Here is a 22,614-nt window from a genome sequence, read left to right as displayed (position 1 = left end):
TGTCGTTCGCATCTCGTCCGTCAGCCCGTCTTTCTTTCGTTTATCTCCTCCTCCATGTCCCTGCAAAAGTTAAATGGCTTTAACTTACAGGCTGCAAAATGTGCATCTGCGGATGCATGCGTCCGGGTCATTTATATCACCGCAGTTCTCTTAATACCTAAACAGTTCGACCCTCAACATTTATTTCCTTCCTTTTCCAGAAAAATATTTTACATTCCGGCGGCGCGGCTGCCGCATTGATTTTTTCACGCAACTTAGGTAAACTATTCCCAACTGCATACGATGCGGCCGTGAAGGACCAATAGTACCTGAACTTCCTTCGAATCAGCGATCCGGGAATGGTGAAAGCCCGGGCAAGGAACCAGCGAAACGGCAGTCCGGAGCCGCGTGCGGAAAGAAAGGGGATGCGCCAGCCAGGCGCCATTCGCCGTAATCCGGTCCTTTGTCCAGGCAGCATACGCCGGGCGGGTACGGGAAGACGGGGAACGGCGGATATCCGGGCGGAGCATCAACTAGGGTGGAACCGCGGGTGCTCAAGCTCTCGTCCCTAGGCATATCGGATGCCTGTGGGATTGGGGGCTTTTTCGATTGGGCGGCGGAAGGCTCCTTACGGATTTGCGGAGTCTGCCCGGACGAAAATTCCCATGACCCGGCAGCGATCAGGCGATTCGGCTTGCATCATGTTTTAACCCATTCCAGACATACGCAAAGGAGCGAAAAAAAATGAGCGTCAACATGGATCAGATCGTAGCTCTGGCCAAGCACAGAGGTTTTATTTTCCCGGGTTCCGAAATTTACGGCGGCCTGGCCAACACATGGGATTACGGCCCTCTCGGCGTAGAACTGAAGAACAACGTAAAACGCGCCTGGTGGAAAAAATTCGTCCAGGAGTCCCCGTACAACGTCGGTCTGGACGCGGCTATCCTGATGAACCCGCAAGCATGGGTCGCATCCGGCCACGTCGGCAATTTCAACGATCCGATGATCGATTGCAAACAGTGTAAAGCCCGCCACCGCGCGGATAAAATTATCGAAAACGCTCTGGATGCCAAAGGCATCGAGCTCGTGGTAGACGGCCTGTCCTTCGATCAGATGAAAGCACTGATGGACGAACACGAGATCGCCTGTCCGGATTGCGGCAGCCGCGACTTCACGGATATCCGCCAGTTCAACCTGATGTTCAAGACGTTCCAGGGCGTAACGGAGTCCAGCTCCAACGTCGTCTACATGCGTCCGGAAACCGCGCAGGGCATTTTCGTTAACTTTAAGAACGTACAGCGCACGATGCGTAAAAAGCTTCCGTTCGGTATCGGCCAGATCGGCAAAAGCTTCCGGAACGAAATCACGCCGGGTAACTTCACCTTCCGTACGCGCGAATTTGAACAGATGGAGCTCGAATTCTTCTGCAAACCGGGCGAGGATATGAAATGGTTCGAATACTGGCGCGCTTACTGCCGTGACTGGCTCTTGAACCTCGGCGTGAAAGAAGCCAGCATCCGTCTGCGCGATCACTCCGACGACGAGCTGTCTCACTACAGCAACGCCACGACGGATATCGAGTACCGCTTCCCGTTCGGCTGGGGCGAGCTCTGGGGCATCGCCGACCGCACCGATTACGACCTGAAGCAGCATATGGAACACTCCGGCGAAGATTTCAACTACGTGGACCAGGAAGCGGGCAATGAGAAATACGTGCCGTACTGCATCGAGCCTTCGCTCGGCGCCGATCGTGTCACGCTGGCCTTCCTGATCGACGCCTTCGAAGAGCAGAAGCTGGAAGGCGACGACAGCCGTACCGTGCTTCACCTTCACCCGGCGCTCGCTCCTTTCAAAGCGGCTATTTTCCCGCTCTCGAAGAAGCTGTCCGAAGGCGCGCAGGCGATCTTCTCCGACCTGGCCAAGAGCTTCATGGTCGATTACGACGACACCGGCTCGATCGGCAAGCGTTACCGCCGTCACGATGAGATCGGTACGCCGTTCTGCATCACGTACGACTTCGAGTCCGAACAGGACGGTCAAGTTACCGTCCGCGACCGCGACACGATGGAACAAACCCGGATGCCGATCAGCGAGCTGAAGGCGTTCATCGAGAGCAAAGTTCAGTTCTAAGACAGCCTCATCAAGCGACTGAAGGCCTTGTACAGAACGGGATCGGGATCGGAATACAGTCTGAATCATCATAAAGCTGCCCTCCCGTGCGCGTCCTCAAAGGGCCTCATATAAACCAAAAGCCCGGCTACCGCAGAAACCTGCGTGAGCCGGGCTTTTTTCAATGAATTACCGATCCGGTGCTACACCTTGAACTTCGTCAGCGATTCGCTCAACTGGCTGGAGACGTCCTCCAGCTTCACGGACAGCCGTACCAGCCCTTCGCTTACGCTCTGCTGCTCGCTGCTCAGGGAAGCGACCTCCTCGCTTGTCGCGGACGATTGCTCCGCAACGGCACTCACGTTGGTCATCGCATCGGCGAGCGTCATCTGGGACTCGTTCAGCTCATTAATGGACGTCGAGACCTCATCCAACTGAATGAGCAGATTGTCCATCTCGTTTTTCACCGAGGAGAACATCTGGTTCGCCTCCTTCACCGACTCCGTCTGTTCGCGGAACAGTGGATATGCGGCCGACAGCGCTTCTACCGTAGCGTCCATCTCACGCTGAATTTCCTCGGTGATATGAGCCACGTTCACGATCGATTCCCTGGATTGGTCCGCCAGATTGCGGATCTCGCCCGCAACGACCATGAACCCCTTGCCCGCCGCTCCGGCGCGCGCGGCTTCAATACTCGCGTTCAGGGACAGAATATTCGTCTGAGCGGTGATTTTCGTAAGTACATCGAGAATTTTACGGATAGAGCTGGTGCTTTGCTTCAGCGTATCGACCCGGTCTACGAGAGAGTGGGTCATCTGCTCGCTCTGCAGGGTTTTCTGGGTCAGCTCATCCATCTGCTCGATGCCCCGCTCACTCATCTGCTGCACTTCGGAAGTGGCGATGGACATCCGGATGTTTTTCTCGATCACATATTTCATCTGTTCGGAAATTTTAGTGGTCAGATCGTTTCCGTTCTCGGCCGCAACCGCCAGGCTTGTCGCCCCTCCGGCGATATCTTCCGTAGCCGTCGCGATTTCACGAGCCGAAAGCGCGGTTTTCTTCGAGGCGTCCGTCAGCTCGCGCGCCGTATCGAGCACGCTGTCCGCAGAACGGTTCGTCTGGTTGACGAGATCCGTGATTTTACTCATCATGCCGTTAAAGCTCTTGCCCACTTGACCGATTTCATCCTGACGCTGGGTGAATAGTGTGCGTACCGCCAGGTTGCCCTTTTCCCCTTCGTTCATCAGGTGACCCAGCTCGACAAGCGGCTTGCCGATCATACGGCTCATCAGCCAGCCGATCACGAGCGCAAGCAGGGCGGAAATAAACGCCACCATGACGGTCAGCGCGAAAATGTCGTTCGCGTTTTCCGTGATTTCATCCAGCGGCGCGAAGCCGTAAATGAGCCAGCCCGTCTGTTTGCTTTTTGTATAGACGATCAGATTCTTTTCGCCGTCGACGTCCGCCTTCGTACGTCCCTGATCCTGCAGCTGGCCTTCCAGTTTAATCCGTGGCGCCTGGCCGATATGGTCGGCTTTCTCGGTCACCATCAGCTGCTGCTTTGTATTCATCGCTTCGATCCTGCCCGTCTGGCCGACGCGGATGCTGGAAAGCTGGTTATACAGATAGTCCGTTTTGACCTCCAGCAGAACCATGTAATTGCTTTGTCCGTAATCGTTCTTCATTACACGGGCTACACCGAAGGTAGGGAAAGAAAGCTGTGTAAAATAGCCGTTGATTTTGGAATCGAACCAGACTGCCTTGCCGTCCGCTTCTTTCACGGTTTTGATGAGAGCCGCATTCTCCTGAATGAGCTTCTCTTGGCCGTAGCCGGTGGGGATTCCTTTTTCGGACAGCGGAATAACGTAGATGCCCGCGAGATTCTCATCCGTTTGCGAGTATTTCTTGAGGTTGCTGTCGAGATTCATCCGGGCGATGGCGATATCCGAATCGGAATTGTTCGGACGTGCCAGCTGTTCCACCGAGGCTCCGACCGTTTTGTCGATCATGATATCCAGCGACATCTTCTCATAAGTCCGGAAAAGAAAATCGAGCTTCTCCCCCGTCTGGATCACAGTCTGCTGGGCCGCCTTCGACACCTCTTCTTCCACAACGTTTCTGGAGGTCCAGTAAGACAGTGTTCCTACAATCACAACGGCAACCAGAATGCTGAGAAAAAAGATGACGAACAGCTTCGTTCCGACCGCTTTCAAAGCCGGAACCGAGCTTTTTCCCGTCCCTTGTCCGGACGGATCCCCCGAAGCGGTTTTTGCCGGCGCAAGGTTTTTTATTTTTCGGGCCGCGCTCTCCCAAACTCCGGCTGCTTTCTCACTCCACTTGTTACTCATAGCAACTCCCCATTTGTCAGAATAATTTCGCGTTGTAAATATTCACCTTTTCTATATATCGGCGCCCGGGGTTTTAATTATGAACCTAATTTTCGGCAAAATTTTTCGGATTCGACGAATGCTCGGAACCGCGCGCAGCCGCCCCCAAAGTTAACAAACGGAGGGAGAAGTGCTATAATGGCAAGGATCATATACAAAAATCGAGGGATGAATTTGTCGAAAAAAAGAACCGCCATAGCGGTATTTTGCCTGGCCGCCCTTCTTCTGGCAGTCGGAGCGGCAGCCTTCCTCACGGGGAAGAAGGAGCAGGTCCGCCTCCTGTACGCTACCGGCGGCGATCGCTATGATACGGCGGCATTCGAACAGTTCCGGCAGTCGCTTGCGGCGAATCTGGAGCTTGAACGGAGACCGATGGACGAAGTGTCGGCCCGCAAGCTGCAATCGTACGAGGCGGTCGTGCCGGATCCGGAGCTCGCAAACATACCCGACAACGGATACATCCAGAAGCTCCAGGACTACGTGCAAAACGGAGGGCATTTGCTTCTCGACAACGCGTTCGCGAGCAAGTTTCCCGCCGATTTTCTGGGAGCCTATCAGACGCAGCTCATAGCGCCGCCGCAGGCCAAACCGCAGTTTCAGTATCCGGCCGTCCCGGTGAACGCTCAAGGCATGCAGGAAGTCATCAAACTTTTCAGCGATAATTTCTTCAAACGCGAGACGATGGACAATCTTCCGGGCTTCTATTGGGGCTACGGCCTTGACCCTTCAACGGCGCAGCCGCTGGTTACGCTGGACGGACAAGCGCTCGTCGCCGTCAATAAAGTCGGCAAAGGAACGGTACTTCTGAGCAGCACCTTCCTGCCAAACCGGTACTTTATTACAGGTTACGATCTTCAGAGCGGCATGGACCCCGCGCAGGGGTTCGGCAGTCTGGCCGCCAAATACGATCAGCAGCGGAGCCTGAAACCGGGTACCGCCTATTTCGACAAGAAAGACCTGAAGCTGGAGCCTTACTTCCACTTTGCTTTCTCGGCGGCCAACGCCCAGTTCCGCACGGAATTTGTCTCTTACGTGTCCAAGGAAACCTACGGGTACAGCGTGACCAAAGTACTCGGTCCTTACGGGCGTCCGGCCATGTCCTACCAGAACCATTTTGAGGCCATGCCCGCGTTCAAGGACAAGGAAGGGATCCAATGGGCGGAGCTGACGAAGAAGTACAATCAGATCCCGTCCTTCTCGCTGGTCCGCTCCGCCTTCTACTGGGGGCAGTGGAAAGAGAGCGTATCCGTCCACCTGAACGGGGGATCGAACGAGAAGCCGCAGTTCAGCGGGGAATCGCCGGCTTCCTATTACAGCAGCGGCATGCATCTGCAGTCCGAGGAAGGCGCTATACGTCTGGCGGAGTACCCGGACTACAAATCGCTGGCCGACCCCGTAGAAGGTCCGCACCGGCTCGTGCCGGCGTTTGCGGATATCAGCGGGGACGGGAAGGAAGACCTTCTCGCCGGCAGCAGCGACGGGTACGTCTACGTGTACCCGAACCTCGGACCGAAGCCCGAGGCTTACGAGCGCGATCCCGCGCCGGGCGGCCTCAAGCTGCCGGATGTATACGGCAAGCCGGAGAAGCTGCTGCTGAGCAGCGGCCAGCCGCTCAAGACCGGTCCGCATGCTTCCGTGCATGCGGTGGACTGGAACGCCGACGGGAAGATCGACCTTCTCGTCAGCGACGCCACCGGGGCCGTGCAAATCGCGCTCGGCGAAGGCGGCGGGCGTTTCGCACCGCTGACCGCCCTGCAGGATCCGTCCGGGCCTATCAAGGTGCCCGGACCGGCTCTCGCCGCCGCGGGAGACCTCGGCGGCCAAGGCTTCCCGGACCTGATCGTCGGTGACGCCGACGGCAAGGTCCGGGTGTACCGCGCGCCGCAGGCAGGCGCGCTGCGCCTCTCCGCCGGCGCCGTAGTCGCGGACGCCGGCGCCAAGTACGCCGCGCCGTCCGTCCGTGACATGGACGGCGACGGCCGGGCCGACCTCGTTGTCGGCAGCAACGAGGGAGATCTGCGCGTGTTCCGCCAGGAAAGCGGCGGAACCTTCACCGCCCAGGGAAGCGTAAACGGCGCCACGCTGAATCAGATGGGCACGAACGCCCTGGTCGGCGGGCACAACTCCGTGCCGGTCTGGCACGACGTGAATCACGACGGCGTGGCGGACCTGATCGTCGGGCAGCTGGAATTCGGCTCGCCAGTTCCGGTTGATTCGCCGGCTTTCCCTTACAAGGCGGAGCTGCAGGAGTTCCTGCAATATACGAAGCAGAATCATCTCGAATTGTATCCGCACATTTACGTGCACAATTTCGTGAGCGACGCCCAAGAGAAGCAGGAGATCGCCCTGCACAAGCAGGCGTTCGAGAAGCTCGGCCTCCCTTGGACGATGCCCGGAACGAACCAGCACACCTGGCGGATCAACTTCCCGGACCGTCTCCAGACGCTCCGTAACGAGAACGAGCAGGGAATCTGGTTCAACTTCGGCTTCACGCCGTCCCACACGCCTACGGAGCCCCGGCTCGGTACGGATTACATCTGGGGGCTTCCTTTCCTGCTGACGAAGGACAAGACCGGCAGCGATCAGCCTATGCTGATTTATACGCCGGCTCCCGTACTTCGCAAAACGGGCGAAAGCTCTACGGTCGATATTTATGATTCTTACGTTAAACGCGATATGCCCATTGATTACTTCGAACACATCGAGTATCATTTCCCCGCACGTGTGGGTGAATTGGAGGAGTTCGCCTCCTTCCTCGACGACATTCGGAATCAATACGATTATAACTTTATGACGGAACCTCAAATGGCCCGTTCCTTCCTGACGACGCTGACCACACAGGTAACGGTGAAGCGTACCTGGGCCGATTACATCATGGACGAAGTGAAAGACCGGATTTCGGGCAAGGGCCTGCACCTGTCTCTCACGATCGGAGCGGATACGTCGGCCGTGCCGAAGCAGGCGGCCGAGTACGCCAATACGCCGGGCGTCGTGGTGGAGAAAGGCGAGAAGTACGCGCCTTACTCCCTAGCCGCGGAGTCCGACGTATATACGGAGCGCGACGGCAAGCTGTATCTAGGCCTTGCCCGTGACGCGCAGCTTCATATCGGCAAGCCTGCCGGGGAAGCCCACATCGTCCGCGCCAATGTGCCGTTCGAGCTGGATACCCGCGAAAGCGGCATCTGGAAGCTCGATCTGCAGGCGGCCGGTCTGCAGCAGATCAAGATCGTCAGTCCGGCCGGACTGACGATCCAGGGAAATCCGGCAGATATCAAGCTTGAGCAGGATGCGGGGACCGGCACGTATATACTTACACGCTACGGAGATAAGACGACCATCCGCTTGTCTCTAACCAAATAAGAAGGATCGGCCGGATAATACGGTCCGATCCCGAGTGCAGCCGGTGTCAGCCGTTCCGACGGTCCATCCGGCTGTACGCCTTCTTTACACAACCCTATTTGCCCGGGAGGCCCGACTGACTATGGAAGAAATCATGAAGCAGCTGGAAGAACACATCAAAAGCCGCTATGAGATTGAAGAAGACGACGAGGATTTCGGCACAGACGTTCATCTGTTCGATTACGGCTTTATCGATTCGATGGGTGCCACGGCACTTATCGCTCATATCGAGCAAACGTACGGTATTCAAGTGACGAATCAGGATCTGATGCTGTATCCGATGAACACCGTTCGCGAGATCGCCCAATTCATTTCCACGAAAACCGGGAGGTAACACCATGGAATGCAAAATATCGCTGGAGCGGCTTTCCGAAAGCCAGCACGGACAGGTTAAATACGCATCCGCTTTCGTGGATGAGCACATTCAGGAAATTTCCCTGGAAGACGGACATCTCCGCATTGTCCATACGTCCCCGAACGGAGACGAAGCGATCCGTGAACGCGTAGAACGTCTGATCGAACGCTTCTCCAAGGGCGACTTCGGTTTTAAAGAAAACGTCCTGTTCCGCAACGAGGTTTCCGTTCCTTACAGCGGCGACATTATCCGCGAACTCGTGGAAAGTAAAAGCATTAAAGTACTGGAGCCGGGTCTGTTTATTTTCCGTGAGCCGTTCTCCTCTCTTATGCGTTTTCTTGACTACTCGTTCGTTACGAAGATCGCCAACCGTTTCCAAGTAACGGAAGAGTCCTACCCGGCCGTCATTCACTCGGAGACTTTGAACAAGACGAATCATTTCACTTCCTTTCCGGAGCATATCCACTTCCTCACGCATTTGCGCGAAGATCTGGACGTGATCGAATCCTTCTCCGACTCCATTCGCGCTACCGGCGGCTGGAAGGACGAGCTTCCGCTTGATCTGAACGCTGCTATGCCGAAGCCTAAGTTCACCATGAACCCTTCTACCTGCTATCACTGCTACGAAGGACTTCAAGGCGAAACTCTCGAAGGAGACGGAATCGTCGTAACGGCTGTCGCGAAGTGTCACCGGTTCGAGTCCAAGAACCATACCGATTTCGGCCGTCTGCTCGATTTCTCGATGCGGGAAATTATTTTCGTGGGAAAACCGGACTTCGTGAAGGAAAATCGTCTGAAATCCATCGAATATATTAAAGAGCTTGCCGTTGAATGGGAAGTCGACAGCCTGCTTGAAATTGCGAATGATCCGTTTTTTACCAACGATTTTCAGGTAAAAGCATCCTTCCAGCGTAACCAAGAGATGAAATACGAGCTGCGCTTGACGATTCCTTATCTGGACAAGTCTATCGCCTGCAGTTCCGTTAACTTCCACAGCAACACTTTCGGCAACGCCTTCGACATTAAGGTCGGCAAGCGTGCCGCCGTTACCGGCTGCGTAGGATTCGGCATCGAACGCTGGGCGTTTGCGTTTCTCGCTCAATACGGCATGGATGAGGCCGTCTGGCCTGCGTCTTTCCGTGAGCAGTACCATGCTTGGCAACAAAAATCCCTATAAAGAGTGATCGTGTGAACATACTCGCTTTTTTCAAGAAGAACAGCTTCGTTTTGGGGCTGCTTCTTATTTTTGTGGTCGCTGAAGCTCTCGTCATGTGGTGGAATCCTCTGGAGACGAGCCGCCGGTTCGGCAAGGATGATTTTACGAAGACGCTTTACCATCACGACTGGTCGCGCACCGGGGCCGTATTCTACGGCAATTCCTCCGTTACGGGTGCTTATATCGAGGAGAAGTCCGCAGCCAGGCTGGTTGAAATGGGCTTATCCTACGGGAAGCTGACGGACTTGCAGCAAATTCTTCAGCGCGGTCTGTACACCGTGAAAGATGAACTGGTCATCGGAATCGACGTGCATACGCTGCTGGACAAAATGGAAACCGACTACCGGTTCCCGTGGAACAAGCCTTGGTACAAGCCGTATGTATACGCGTACCGGGCGGACTTCCTGGATGCGGGCAAGGAACTGGTCCGCAATCTGGCTTATCAGGGAAGTCTCGCTTATGAGCCACGCTGGATCGACAAGTTATTGTACTTTGGTTATGACACGGAAGAAAACATGACCAAGAGCTGGGCCCGGTACGAGAAGGATTACAACTGGATGACGCTCAAGGACATGGAAGACAATCTGGACGCGCTCCAGTGGGTACTGGATTACAGCCGGGAGAAAGGAATTCCGCTCCGCGTCGTTTGGATGCCGTTCCGCCAGGATCACGTGAAGCCTCCTTACACCGCGGCCATGAAGCAGGAAGTGAATGCGCGTCTTAAAGCCGCGGACGTTCCCGTGCTTGATCTCATGGACCGTTACGCGCCCAAGTACTTTCACGACCTCGTCCACCTTAACCGGGAGGAAGGGGCCCCCTTGTTTACGAAGGAGGTTGACGAATGGCTGCTTTCTTTAAGAAAACCTTCGAAATCCTGATGTATGTAGCCATGCTTTACTTGGTACTTGTTTATTTTACCGGACAAGGTTTGTTTATTTACGAAGGGTTTTAGCCACTTTCTCACCCTGGGGCTTAACCTGTCCGCTTATGTACCGCCCCACTCATTCTCCGTCCGTTGAAGGAGTCCTGTTATGTTTTATTTGAACATGAACGCGCTGCTCGCCATGTGCGGCATGGTGTTCGTGCTGATGGCGACGAGAAAATGGCCGCAGAACAAACGCATCCTGATGCTGCTGTTCAACCTCGGCTTTCTTTTTCTGTGGAGCGGCAAACTTTTTGCGTTCTATATCGCCTATACGCTGCTTAATTATATTTTGTTCGTGTATCTGTGCCGGACCCCCGTCTGGCGGAAATTCGCGTTCGCGCTGTTCATTCTCGCCAATATAGGCGCCGTCGTCCTGTTTCATATGCTGGGCAAGCAGGGCTCGGCTTCACTCCTGGCTGACGGCGTGATGACACTCGGCATCATGTTCAACGTGCTGAAAATTATCGATGCGCTGTATTTCGCTTATTTCTTCGGCAAAGACGGCCAAGCCAAAGTTATCGACTACGTGAACTATATTTTGTTCGTTCCCACGTTTACTTCGGGGCCGATTTTAAAGTTCCGGGACTTTATGGCCGATGTAAAAGTGCCGTACAAAGTGGACGCGTCCCAGTTCGAGGCTGGCGTGAAGCGGATTATTTTGGGCCTTTTCAAAAAAGTCGTCGTGGTTGTCTGGATGACCGATCTGTTCAATAAAGTGATGGACCAGGAGCTTCATACCCATCAGAGTCTTTTCTTGATGATCTGGTTTTATCTGATGATTTACATGGATTTCTCGGGCTATTCGGATATTGCCGTCGGCTTCGGCCGTCTGATGGGCTTCACGATTCCCGAAAACTTCAAGAAACCGTTCCTCTCTCCCACCCTCACCCAGTTTTGGCGTAACTGGCATGCGACCTTGGGCGATTGGTTCCGCGATCATATTTTCATTTTCTTTTCCCGCAAAACGCCATCCAAGCTCATGACCGCCGGACTGTCGATATTCATTATGACATTGATGGGACTGTGGCACGGCTTCTCGTGGCTGTTTCTGATCTACGGTGTTTATCACGGGGTCATTATCGCGATCGAGAATCTGCTCGGCAAGACGACCGTCATCCGCAGAAAGGTATCCAAGCCTTACTTCTATATGAGATGCCTCCTGACCCAGGCGCTTGTCGTCGCTGCCATTATCATTAATTTGAATAACCCCGACGTGGTTATGCGCGTGTACAAAGGTCTTTTCCATCTCCCCTTTTAATGGCGGCAGGTGGGAAGACCTTTTTATTTCCCTAAAAAGCAGACGTGATTTCTCTGACGGAACTCGCTGCGGCTCTCCGCTTCATTTCCGGACAAAGCAGTGATATAATGAGTGTACGCGCGTTCTTTTTAAAATCCGTGGAGGTGTACAGAAATGAAGCTAGGCGTGTTTGCCGTCCTTTTCGGACAAAAACCTCTAGAAGAAGCACTCGATTACATTGCAGAAAAAGGTCTTGAAGCCGTTGAGATCGGTACCGGCGGTTACCCGGGCAACGCTCACTGCAAACCCGAAGAACTGCTTGCCGACGAAAGCAAGCTGAAAGCTTTTAAACATGCGTTCGATTCCCGCGGCCTGACGATTTCCGCACTCAGCTGCCACGGCAATCCGCTTCATCCTCAAAAGGCGATAGCCAAACAGTTCCACGATGATTTTATCCGTACGCTCGAACTGGCTGAGAAGCTGGAAGTGCCAGTCGTAAACGGATTCTCGGGTTGCCCGGGCGATCACGAAGATGCCAAATATCCGAACTGGCCCGTAGCACCCTGGCCGAACGATTTCCAGGAAATTCTCGACTGGCAGTGGACGAATAAAGTGATTCCTTACTGGACCGAAACCGGTAAATTCGCTTCGGACCGCGGCTTAAAAATCGCCCTTGAGCTGCACGGCGGTTTCTCCGTTCATACACCGGGCACCCTGCTCCGTCTGCGCGAAGCGGCCGGTGAAGTAATCGGCGCAAACCTCGATCCGAGCCACATGTGGTGGCAGGGAATCGATCCGGTGCAAGCCGTTCAAATTCTTGGCCGCGAAAATGCGATTCATCATTTCCATGCCAAGGACACTTCGATCGATCCGATCAACGTAAACAAGCACGGCATTACCGATATGCAGTCATACTCGCTTATGCTGGATCGCGCTTGGCAGTTCCGCACCGTAGGCTATGGCCACGATATGAAGACATGGGCGGATATCATCAGCGCCCTGCGTCTGGTCGGTTACGACTATGTCGTGAGCATCGAGCACGAAGACGGCCTGATGTCGGTTAACGAAGGCTTCACGAAAGCCGTTGAGAACCTTCAGCAGATTCTTATCAAAGAACCGCTTGGCGACATGTGGTGGGTGTAATCCTTTCCTATCGGCCTCGACCAGCGACGCAATAAAACAAAAAGAAAAGCCTCTTATCGGAAGATAAGGGGCTTTTCTTCATGCGCTGCTATTTGTAAGCGGCAGCTTGTTACCAGCCTTTGATCATGACGACATCCATGAAAAGGAATACAGCCAAGCTAACCAACGCGAATGCAATCGCGAAAACGTTTTTTCTTTTGGCCGCGAACAGACGGACCAAACCGATTGCGATCAGGATCGTAAAGATGATCACAAATGGATCGAATCCGGAAAAACTGGATGCTTGTGCTGCCTCTTCTGCAAATAACATTGAGAGACCTCCTTCATTTATCCAACCAGGTAACTTAACGAAATAGCCTTTTACTCTCTATGTTAGCTCTATCGGTGTCAAGATGCAAGGCCCTAGTCTTGATGTTAACAAGTTTGTCACGATTTATTCATTTCTATGAATAGAGCGGTCAATTATAAACAAAACCTGTCTCTTTCATAATAATTGTTTATACCCGCTTTCGCCCCGCACGGATTTACGCCCTGACCTAAATATGATACGATCAACCTATCCTATTTCACACTTTTTCTATCGGAATTACGTATACAAGGGAGGTCGCACGCATGGCTTATCAACCGATCTGGACACAAGACACGTCAAAGCTGAACAAAATGGAGCTCGTCAAGCTTCAAAAAGACGGACTCGATGTGATTCGTACCATTATTGAAAAGTATGCTCTGGAAGGATACGATTCCATTCCTGAAGACGATATGAATTTATTCAAATGGGCTGGTGTGTATCAGCAAAAGCCTAAGGACGGCCATTTTATGATGCGCGTTCGCATCAACTCCGGCGTATTGACCAGCGCCCAAGCCCGCGCACTAGCCGCCATCGCGGAAGATTACGGACGGAATCTGGTCGACGTCACAACGCGTCAGGCGATTCAGTTTCACTGGTTGACCGTGGAGAACCTCCCCGATATCTTTAAACGGCTGGAAGAAGTCGGCCTTTATTCTTATGAAGCTTGCGGTGACTGCCCACGTACGATTGTCGGCAATCCGCTGGCAGGCATTGATCCCGATGAGCTTATGGACACCACTGCCCTGGTAAATGAAGTAAACGATTTCTTCCTGATGAACAAAGATTTCTCCAACCTGCCGCGTAAATATAAAATGTCGATTTCCAGCAATGTATATAACTCGGCTCATGCCGAAATTAACTGCCTCGGTTTTACACCGGCCGTTAAAGTCATTGACGGAGAAGAAGTGCTCGGCTTCCATGCTTGGGTCGGCGGCGGTCTTTCCGCAAAGCCTCATCTCGCCAAGCAGCTTGACCTGTTCGTGCGTCCCGAAGAAGTGCTGAAAGTCGCCACCGCGGTAACGGTTATTTTCCGTGACTTCGGCTATCGCGAGAAGCGCCATCATGCCCGCCTGAAGTTTCTCGTGGCCGATTGGGGCCCGGAGAAATTTCTGGAGAAGCTCATCGAGCTGACCGGACCTATGCCAACCCGCGGAGAGGAGAAAGTCGTCGGCTGGACAGCGGCTTATTTCGACGGCGTTCATCCCCAGAAGCAGGAAGGCTACAGCTACATCGGCCTGAACGTGCCGGTAGGCCGTCTCAATGCGGAAGAGCTGCGTGAGCTGGCCCGCATCTCGGACCAGTACGGTCAAGGCACGATCCGCACGACCATGTCGCAGAACATCATTCTGTCGGATATCCCGAATGACCGGGTGGACGATGTTCTCCAGGAAACCGTGCTGCAGCGTCTGACGCCGTTCCCGAAACGCTTTATGAGCCGGACGGTATCGTGCACAGGCAACGAATTCTGCAACCTGGCGATCGTAGAAACCAAAGAACGCGCGCGCCGCGTTGCCGAGTACCTGGACGCCCATGTAGACCTGGACGAAGAAGTCCGCATCCACTTCATCGGCTGCCCGAACGCCTGCGGCCAGAAGCAAATCGCGGACATCGGCTTACAGGGTACGCTCGTTAAAACGCCGGACGGACCGGTAGACGCGTTCGATATCGCGGTCGGCGGCATCCTCGGCCCCGGCGCCCAGTTTAACACCGGGCTGAAGGGCCGTGTCAAAGGGGACGACGTAGGTCCGGTCCTTGCCGAGCTTATCCGTTTCTACAAGGAAAACCGCAGTCCCGAAGAAACGTTCCATCAGTTCTATCTTCGTGTAGGAGCACCTGCATTCCAGGAAAAATTGACGGAAATCCTTACGGTAGCTTCCTGATACGAAAGATGGGGAGGGGCTGAATTCAGGTTATTTGCCCGATCACAGCATTCCTTAAGCTTCTCCAAAGCTTGCATGAAACCCATCTTTTCTAAAACGATAGAAAAACGGGCAGGGTCGCTTTAGCGATCCCGCCCGTTTTATTTTGCTTCATCGAACCGGACACAAAGAAGCAGGAACAAAGCGGCGCCCGCTTTAATTCCTGCTTCTTTTCTGCTGGGAGTCTACGGTTGCTGTTCTTAATCATTCGGAAGTGGAAAAGGATTTTGCTATTAGCGACAAACTTCACCACCCCTTTCAGTCAGAAAAGAATAGTTCTTTCCTTCCTTAGCTGACCGCGTCCTCCAGCAGTTCCTTCGCCCGCTCGGCATAATCGTCCGAGCGCTTGCGGTCGCGCTCCAGTACCGGTTTAAGATACTGGCCGGTATAGGAGCCTTCTACTTTGACGACGGATTCAGGTGTGCCGGCTGCGACGATTTCGCCGCCGCGGCTGCCTCCCTCAGGGCCCAGGTCGATCAAGTAGTCGGCCGTTTTGATTACATCCAGGTTATGCTCGATAACCAGGACAGAATCTCCGTTCTCCACCAGACGATGAAGGACCTTCAACAGACGGTCGATATCGTGAATATGCAAGCCCGTAGTCGGCTCATCCAGGATATAAATCGTCTTGCCCGTGCTCCGGCGGTAAAGCTCCGCCGCCAGTTTCACACGCTGGGCTTCCCCGCCGGACAAGGTCGTTCCCGGCTGTCCCAACTTCATGTAACCCAAGCCTACATCCAGAAGTGTATAAAGCTTGCGGTGAATCCGCGGTATATTTTCAAAAAATTCGCAGGCATCTTCTATCGTCATATCCAGAATATCGGAGATGCTCTTTCCTTTATAGTTGACTTCGAGCGTTTCACGGTTGTACCGTTTGCCTTTGCAGACTTCACATGGCACATAAACGTCCGGAAGGAAGTGCATCTCGATCTTGATGATCCCGTCGCCTCTGCAAGCTTCGCAGCGTCCGCCCTTCACGTTAAAGCTGAAACGTCCCTTCTTGTAACCGCGGATTTTCGCTTCCGTTGTGGATGCGAAAAGATCACGGATATCATCGAAGACTCCCGTATACGTTGCGGGGTTGGAACGCGGAGTCCGTCCGATTGGCGATTGATCGATATCAATGACCTTGTCCACGTGCTCCAGACCTTTCATTTCCCGGTACAGGCCCGGACGTACCTTAGCCTTGTTAAGATCGCGTGCCAGTGTCTTGTACAAGATCTCATTGATAAGAGTACTTTTCCCGGATCCCGATACACCCGTTACGCACGTAAACACACCCAGCGGAAATTTCGCGCTTACGTTGCGCAGGTTGTTTTCTTTAGCTCCTTTAATTTCGAGCCATTTCCCGTTCGGTTTGCGCCGCTCTGCCGGAATCGGAATAAATTTCTTGCCGCTCAAATACTGGCCCGTCAGAGAGTTCTCATTGTTCATGATTTCTTCCGGCGTGCCTTGAGCGATGATTTGTCCGCCGTGAATTCCCGCGCCCGGGCCGATATCGATAATATAATCGGAGGCCATCATGGTGTCTTCGTCATGTTCCACCACGATCAGCGTGTTCCCCAGATTCCTCATATGCTCCAGCGTCTGGATCAGGCGGGTATTGTCACGCTGGTGAAGACCGATACTAGGCTCGTCCAGAATATAGAGGACACCCATCAGCGAGGAGCCGATTTGAGTAGCAAGCCGGATACGCTGGGCCTCGCCGCCGGATAGCGTTCCCGCAGCCCGGTGCAAGGTCAAGTAATCCAGCCCCACGTTCACAAGAAACCCAAGGCGAGCCTTGATTTCTTTAAGAATCAGGTGGGCAATCGTCCGCTCTTTCTCGGACAGTCCTCCGTCCAGCTCCTCAAACCAGTTCTGAGCGTCTCCGATGGAAAGCTCCGTGGCATGAGAAATGTTGGTTCCCCCTACCGTTACGGCAAGGGTTTCCGGCTTAAGACGCTGGCCTTTACACTTCGGACACGGTTTGGAGCTCATGTACGCTTCAATGTGTTCCCGGATTCCATCCGAGAAGGTATCGCGGTAACGGCGCTCCAAATTCCGCACAATGCCCTCAAACGGCACGTAGGCGTCCTTGACGGTTCCGAACTCATTCTGATAACGGAAGCGGACACGCTGCCCGTCTGTGCCGTAAAGAATGATCTTGAACTGATCCTGGGTCAGTTCCGAAACCGGAACATCCGTCGGAATATGATAATGGCTGCAAACGGCCGCCAGGAATTGAGGGTAGTAAGTGGATGTGCTTCCCGCCCAAGCTTCAAAGGCCCCCTGGTCGATCGTCTTGTTCGGATCGGACACCAGAAGGTCCGGATCTACGATCATCTGACTGCCGAGACCGTCACACTCCGGACAAGCTCCGAACGGACTGTTAAAGGAAAACATCCGGGGAGACAGTTCATCGATGCTGAATCCGCATTCCGGACAGGCGAGATTCTGGCTGAAAAGCAGTTCTTCCTGGTCGATAATATCAACGATAATGCGGCCTTCGGAAAGCTTCAGCGCCGTCTCCAGGGAATCGGCCAGCCGGCTTTGAATGTCTTCTTTAACGACGATACGGTCAACAACGACTTCGATGTTGTGCTTTTTATTCTTCTCCAGAGTAATCTTGTCGGATAGATCCATGATTTCTCCGTTAACCCGTACGCGAACGAAACCCTGCTTCTGAATATCGGCCAGCAGCTTGGTATGCTCGCCTTTTCTTCCGGAAACAAGCGGCGCCAAAATTTGAAGCTTTGTCCGTTCCGGATATTCCATCACGCGGTCGACCATTTGCTCGACGGTCTGGGAAGTGATTTCGATGCCATGCACGGGACAATGCGGTTTCCCGATACGTGCAAAGAGAAGACGCAAGTAATCATAAATCTCCGTTACGGTTCCAACCGTAGACCGGGGATTCCGGCTGGTCGTCTTCTGGTCGATCGAAATCGCTGGAGAAAGCCCTTCAATGGAATCGACGTCCGGCTTGTCCATTTGGCCCAAAAACTGCCGCGCATAAGCAGACAGCGATTCAACGTAACGGCGTTGTCCTTCCGCATAAATGGTATCGAAGGCCAGGGACGACTTCCCGGAACCGCTGAGTCCCGTAAGCACGACGAACTTATCGCGCGGAATGGTCACATCAATATTTTTCAGGTTGTGTGCCCGTGCCCCTTTAATGACTATGTTTTCTCTGGCCACTTTGTACGTACACCCTCTCTATTCGCAGGCCGCCCAGTCCATTCTCCCGAACACTTGAAACACTCCCGGTTTCCGAGACTGAGCTTCCTGTTAGTTAATCTCTTGAATACTCCACACGTTTTAAAATCCTGCTCACCAGCCGGTTCCCGACTTGACGGACCGACTCTTCGAATATAGCAGAACAGCTTCACACCCGAAAGATATCTATGAACAAAACCCGTCCGTCCAGCTGTCGCTTGGACGCGGGTCCTATAATCAGTATTCAAACGTATATACGTCAATATATACGATAATCTATCAACCATGCAACTGTCACCCCCAACTATAAGGGTGTGCGTACTCTATTTACCACAATTGCCTCACTTATTACCAGTTATGCCCGTCTTGGGCCGGATATAAGCAGACAGACAGGCAGGATCCCTTACTGTTCTCCTGCCTGTCTGTGCTGCAAGACTGCTATCTTAACCTTCCGCTTTCAGTTCAAGAAGAGCATCACGCAGTTCCGCAGCTCTTTCAAACTGCAAATTTTTCGCCGCATCTTTCATCTCTGCCTCGAGACGTTCGATTACCGCGGCGCGATCTTTCTTGGACATCTTGCCGGTCTTCACTTCTGCCAGATATTCCGTCTTCTCCTCGGCAACCTTCGTCGCCTCGATTACGTCGCGAATCTTCTTGGCAATGGTTTGCGGGGTGATTCCGTGCTCTTTATTGTAGGCTTCCTGTATGGTCCGGCGGCGTTCGGTTTCCTTAATCGCCTTATCCATGGAATCCGTAATTTTATCGCCGTACATAATAACGCGTCCGTCCGCATTCCGGGCCGCCCGTCCGATCGTCTGGATCAACGAACGTTCCGCGCGGAGGAAGCCTTCTTTGTCGGCATCCAGAATAGCTACCAGCGAAACTTCCGGCAAATCAAGCCCCTCTCTGAGCAGGTTGATCCCGACAAGAACGTGGAACGTACCGAGCCGCAGGTCGCGGAGGATCTGCATCCTCTCCAGAGTCTTGATATCGGAGTGCAGATAACGTACCTTGATGCCGATTTCCTTGAAGTAGTCCGTTAGATCCTCGGACATCTTCTTCGTGAGGGTCGTCACGAGAACCCGCTCGTCCTTGGCGATCCGGTCTTGAATCTCGCCGATCAAATCGTCGATCTGGCCTTTGGTCGGCCTCACTTCAATGATCGGATCAAGCAATCCGGTCGGACGGATAATCTGCTGGACCATCTCCGGGCAATGCTCCAGCTCGTATGGCCCCGGCGTCGCCGAGATATAAACGATCTGGTTTACCTTGCGCTCGAACTCCTCAAACTGCAGAGGACGGTTATCCAGCGCGGAAGGCAGACGGAATCCGTGCTCGACCAGCACTTCTTTGCGCGCCCGGTCCCCGTTGTACATCGCACGGATCTGGGGCAGCGTCACGTGGGACTCGTCGACCATCACCAGCATGTCGTCCGGGAAATAATCGAGAAGCGTGTAAGGCGTCGCCCCGCGCTCGCGGAACGTCAACGGCCCGGAATAATTCTCAATCCCCGAGCAGAAGCCCATCTCCGCCATCATTTCGATGTCATAGCGCGTTCTCTGCTCCAGTCTCTGCGCTTCGAGCAGCTTCCCCTTGCCGCGCAGTTCCTCAAGCCGCTCCTCAAGCTCGCGCTCGATGTTCACCAGCGCGCGCTTCATCGTATCTTCTTTCGTTACGAAGTGGGAGGCCGGGAAAATGGCGATATGATCGCGTTCGCCCAGAATCTCACCCGTAAGCACGTCGATTTCGGTAATCCGCTCGATCTCGTCACCGAAAAGTTCCACACGGACGGCCTGTTCACTTCGGGAGGCCGGGAAAATCTCAATGACATCGCCGCGTACGCGGAACGTGCCGCGCACGAAGTTCAAATCGTTGCGCTGATACTGGATGTCCACCAGCCGGTGGAGAATCTCGTTACGGGACTTCTCCATCCCCGTGCGCAGCGACAGCAGCAGCGAGCCGTATTCCGCAGGCGAACCGAGACCGTAGATACAAGAGACGCTCGCTATGATAATAACGTCTCTGCGCTCAAACAATGAACTCGTCGCCGAGTGGCGGAGTTTATCGATCTCTTCGTTGATGCTGGAGTCTTTCTCTATATACGTATCCGAAGAAGCTATATAAGCCTCCGGCTGATAGTAATCGTAGTAGCTGACGAAATAAGACACGGCGTTGTTCGGGAAAAACTCCTGAAACTCGCTGCAAAGCTGAGCCGCCAGCGTCTTATTGTGCGCGATGATGAGGGTCGGACGGTTCAACTGGGCAATGACCTGAGCTGCCGTAAACGTCTTCCCCGTGCCTGTAGCGCCCAGAAGCGTCTGATGCCTGTTTCCGTTCTGTATGCTTTTGACGAGTTCCTGGATCGCAGCAGGCTGGTCTCCCTGAGGAGAAAAATCCGATACGAGTTCAAACTTGTTCGTGCTCTTGATTATTTCACTCAAAATATATCACCCACCGTCAGGTAGTCAAATTTAAAAGCACGCGGCGGCTTGCACCCCGCATGCCTGTCTTAATACCTATAAACTTTTACCCGTCTTGCTCCGATATAGAACATATATACTTACCTACAACGGAGATATTCGGGCTGCCGGAAATAAGAATATGTGTTCCCGTATAATTATACTCTTTTTATGAACCGGTTGCAAATATTCAATCCCATTTTCATTCCCTTATTTTAGGCGGCAGCCTGGTCTACATCATGAACATATTCCGATTTTAGAGGTGGTCAATTGTGGATTTGGCAACATTGTTAGGGCTTATACTCGGTTTGGGAGCGTTAATCGGGGGATACATGTGGGACGGCGGTCATTTGACCTCGCTCCTCGTCCCGAGTGCCATGCTGATCGTCTTCGGAGGCACCTTCGGTGCAGTGGCGGTGAGCTTCCCGGTAGCAACGCTCAAAAAAATTCCGAAAGCGCTCGGAATCGCATTCAAGCAAACCCAGAGAGACACGACAGCCACCATCGACGAAATCGTCGACATGGCTTCCATCGCCCGCCGAGAAGGCGTGCTCGCTTTGGAACAGAGAGCCCAGGAGCATCCGAATCCTTTTCTGAGAGACGGTCTGATGATGGTCGTGGACGGAACGGATCCGGAGCTTACCCGGCAAATTCTGGAGCTCGAAATGGACTCCATCGAACACCGCAACGACGGCATGTCCAAAATGTTTGAAGCGGCAGGCGGTTACTCCCCGACTATGGGAATTATCGGTACGGTGCTCGGGCTTATTCACGTACTCGGCAACTTGTCCGATCCGTCCACACTCGGTCCGGCCATCGCGGTCGCTTTCTCCGCCACCTTGTACGGGGTTATGTTCGCCAACGTGGTCTATCTGCCGATCGGCAACAAGATCAAGCTGCGCGGCAAGGAACAAATTTCCGAAATGGAACTGATGCTGGAAGGTATTCTGGCTCTCCAGGCCGGTGAGAACCCTCAGCTCATCCGCAAAAAGCTGGCCTCCTTCGTTCACGAGAAGAGTGCCGATAAGCAGAGCAGCGGAGAGGCGGGTGCCGTCCTTGCGGAAGAGAGGTAAGAAACAAGAAGAACACGTTAACCATGAGCGCTGGCTGATTACTTATTCCGACTTGATTACGCTGCTCCTGGTGTTTTTTATCGTGATGTACGCGATGAGCAAAGTCGATATGAACAAATACGAGACTATGGCCAAGGCCCTGAATTCGCAATTTATGAAAAATGAATCCCTGCTGCCTCAAGGAAGCGGCATTTCCGGCACGATTATCCCTACGGCGAGCGACGGAACCAAGCCTAAGAAGGATACTTCTTCGGAAGAAGCGGCCAAGAAGGAGCAGCAGCTCAAGGACATGCTTCAAGCCATCCAGGCGTATATCAAAGATAACAACCTGGAAGCGAAAGTTTCCGCATCGGATACGCCGAGAGGCATCGCCATTACGCTGAACGACCTGTTCCTGTTCGATCTGGGTAAAGCCGACCTCAAACCGGCCGCTTATCCCGTTCTCGAAAAGCTCGCTACTCTTCTTCCTACGCTGAGCAACCGGGTCAGTATCGAAGGGCACACCGATAATATTCCGATTTCATCCGGATCGGCTTACAAAGATAACTGGGGATTGTCTTTTGCACGGTCGCTTTCCGTGCTCCGGTATTTTACGAATACAGCCAAGCTGAGCGATGATCATTTGATGGCGACGGCTTATGCGGATACCGTTCCTAAAATGCCCAACACAAGCGAAGAGAACCGCGCCAAGAACCGGCGGGTAGAGATCGTCGTGCTGAGAGAATTCCAAAATGACGGGCAGCAGCCGCAGCAGCAGAAAGAAGCGCCTGCGGCAGTCGCGGAGGCGGCTCCCGTCATAACCAACTAAATTGAGGCTTCTTTAGCCGGGAGCGGGGCCAGCCGCCATGCTTGTCCGCGGCGCAAAA

Annotated in this window: 14 protein-coding genes; 10 read left to right on the top strand and 4 right to left on the bottom strand. The window is 53.6% G+C overall.

Going from position 1 to position 22,614, the window contains the following annotated elements:
• The first annotated feature begins 723 nt into the window (after positions 1-723).
• Positions 724-2,109 carry a glycine--tRNA ligase gene (locus ABC395_RS00775; protein WP_103996838.1) on the top strand — a complete coding sequence of 462 codons (1,386 nt, stop codon included), beginning with the start codon at positions 724-726 and terminating at the stop codon, positions 2,107-2,109.
• A 182-nt stretch (positions 2,110-2,291) separates the two neighbouring features.
• On the opposite strand, the gene ABC395_RS00770 is transcribed toward ABC395_RS00775, so the two are convergent.
• Complete coding sequence (locus ABC395_RS00770) at positions 2,292-4,436, bottom strand: methyl-accepting chemotaxis protein (protein WP_413000186.1); 2,145 nt, start codon at positions 4,434-4,436, stop codon at positions 2,292-2,294.
• Positions 4,437-4,613: 177 nt separating this feature from the next.
• On the opposite strand from ABC395_RS00770, the gene ABC395_RS00765 reads away from it, so the two are divergent.
• The 6 genes from ABC395_RS00765 (at position 4,614) to ABC395_RS00740 (ending at position 12,750) form a co-directional block, all read left to right on the top strand.
• On the top strand, positions 4,614-7,835 hold the full coding sequence (locus ABC395_RS00765) for an FG-GAP-like repeat-containing protein (RefSeq protein WP_413000185.1): 3,222 nt from the start codon (positions 4,614-4,616) through the stop codon (positions 7,833-7,835).
• Positions 7,836-7,956: 121 nt separating this feature from the next.
• A complete protein-coding gene (locus ABC395_RS00760; RefSeq protein ID WP_103996841.1) occupies positions 7,957-8,208 on the top strand; it encodes an acyl carrier protein in 252 nt (83 codons plus the stop codon).
• A 4-nt stretch (positions 8,209-8,212) separates the two neighbouring features.
• A complete protein-coding gene (locus ABC395_RS00755; RefSeq protein WP_413000184.1) occupies positions 8,213-9,406 on the top strand; it encodes a class-II aminoacyl-tRNA synthetase family protein in 1,194 nt (397 codons plus the stop codon).
• Positions 9,407-9,417: 11 nt separating this feature from the next.
• Positions 9,418-10,323, top strand: coding sequence for a hypothetical protein (locus tag ABC395_RS00750; RefSeq protein WP_413000183.1), 906 nt, complete (start codon positions 9,418-9,420; stop codon positions 10,321-10,323).
• A gap of 153 nt (positions 10,324-10,476) precedes the next feature.
• The gene (locus tag ABC395_RS00745; protein ID WP_413000182.1) at positions 10,477-11,628 is read left to right on the top strand and encodes an MBOAT family O-acyltransferase; all 1,152 of its coding nucleotides are present in this window, start codon (positions 10,477-10,479) and stop codon (positions 11,626-11,628) included.
• A 153-nt stretch (positions 11,629-11,781) separates the two neighbouring features.
• The gene (locus ABC395_RS00740) at positions 11,782-12,750 is read left to right on the top strand and encodes a sugar phosphate isomerase/epimerase family protein (protein WP_413000181.1); all 969 of its coding nucleotides are present in this window, start codon (positions 11,782-11,784) and stop codon (positions 12,748-12,750) included.
• Positions 12,751-12,859: 109 nt separating this feature from the next.
• On the opposite strand, the gene ABC395_RS00735 is transcribed toward ABC395_RS00740, so the two are convergent.
• On the bottom strand, positions 12,860-13,060 hold the full coding sequence (locus ABC395_RS00735; protein ID WP_103996846.1) for a DUF2759 family protein: 201 nt from the start codon (positions 13,058-13,060) through the stop codon (positions 12,860-12,862).
• A gap of 302 nt (positions 13,061-13,362) precedes the next feature.
• Between ABC395_RS00735 and ABC395_RS00730 the strand changes: the two genes are divergently transcribed.
• Complete coding sequence (locus ABC395_RS00730; RefSeq protein WP_103996847.1) at positions 13,363-14,979, top strand: nitrite/sulfite reductase; 1,617 nt, start codon at positions 13,363-13,365, stop codon at positions 14,977-14,979.
• A gap of 327 nt (positions 14,980-15,306) precedes the next feature.
• Here the strand turns inward: ABC395_RS00730 and uvrA are convergent, their stop codons facing one another.
• Together uvrA and uvrB are read right to left on the bottom strand one after the other, a co-directional pair.
• Positions 15,307-18,198 carry an excinuclease ABC subunit UvrA gene (gene uvrA / locus ABC395_RS00725; protein ID WP_413000180.1) on the bottom strand — a complete coding sequence of 964 codons (2,892 nt, stop codon included), beginning with the start codon at positions 18,196-18,198 and terminating at the stop codon, positions 15,307-15,309.
• 461 nt (positions 18,199-18,659) lie between these two features.
• Positions 18,660-20,657, bottom strand: coding sequence for an excinuclease ABC subunit UvrB (uvrB, locus tag ABC395_RS00720; protein WP_413000179.1), 1,998 nt, complete (start codon positions 20,655-20,657; stop codon positions 18,660-18,662).
• Between the two features lie 290 nt (positions 20,658-20,947).
• Here uvrB and ABC395_RS00715 point away from each other — a divergent pair, with 290 nt between their 5' ends.
• Both ABC395_RS00715 and ABC395_RS00710 read left to right on the top strand, forming a co-directional pair.
• Positions 20,948-21,748 carry a flagellar motor protein gene (locus ABC395_RS00715; protein ID WP_413000178.1) on the top strand — a complete coding sequence of 267 codons (801 nt, stop codon included), beginning with the start codon at positions 20,948-20,950 and terminating at the stop codon, positions 21,746-21,748.
• Complete coding sequence (locus ABC395_RS00710; RefSeq protein ID WP_413000177.1) at positions 21,732-22,556, top strand: flagellar motor protein MotB; 825 nt, start codon at positions 21,732-21,734, stop codon at positions 22,554-22,556. Before ABC395_RS00715 ends, ABC395_RS00710 begins: the two co-directional genes overlap by 17 nt.
• Positions 22,557-22,614: the final 58 nt, after the last annotated feature.

This window comes from Paenibacillus canaveralius, from assembly GCF_047238265.1.
In the GTDB taxonomy this organism is placed as follows: domain Bacteria; phylum Bacillota; class Bacilli; order Paenibacillales; family NBRC-103111; genus Paenibacillus_F.
The sequence above is the reverse complement of the archived record's forward strand: the minus strand, read 5'-3'. Positions and strand labels throughout refer to the sequence as shown.

Coding starts and splice junctions, on each gene's coding strand:
- ABC395_RS00775 (WP_103996838.1), top strand. CDS start 724: ATGAGCGTCAACATGGATCAGATCGTAGCTCTGGCCAAGCACAGAGGT.
- ABC395_RS00770 (WP_413000186.1), bottom strand. CDS start 4,436: ATGAGTAACAAGTGGAGTGAGAAAGCAGCCGGAGTTTGGGAGAGCGCG.
- ABC395_RS00765 (WP_413000185.1), top strand. CDS start 4,614: ATGGCAAGGATCATATACAAAAATCGAGGGATGAATTTGTCGAAAAAA.
- ABC395_RS00760 (WP_103996841.1), top strand. CDS start 7,957: ATGGAAGAAATCATGAAGCAGCTGGAAGAACACATCAAAAGCCGCTAT.
- ABC395_RS00755 (WP_413000184.1), top strand. CDS start 8,213: ATGGAATGCAAAATATCGCTGGAGCGGCTTTCCGAAAGCCAGCACGGA.
- ABC395_RS00745 (WP_413000182.1), top strand. CDS start 10,477: ATGTTTTATTTGAACATGAACGCGCTGCTCGCCATGTGCGGCATGGTG.
- ABC395_RS00740 (WP_413000181.1), top strand. CDS start 11,782: ATGAAGCTAGGCGTGTTTGCCGTCCTTTTCGGACAAAAACCTCTAGAA.
- ABC395_RS00735 (WP_103996846.1), bottom strand. CDS start 13,060: ATGTTATTTGCAGAAGAGGCAGCACAAGCATCCAGTTTTTCCGGATTC.
- ABC395_RS00730 (WP_103996847.1), top strand. CDS start 13,363: ATGGCTTATCAACCGATCTGGACACAAGACACGTCAAAGCTGAACAAA.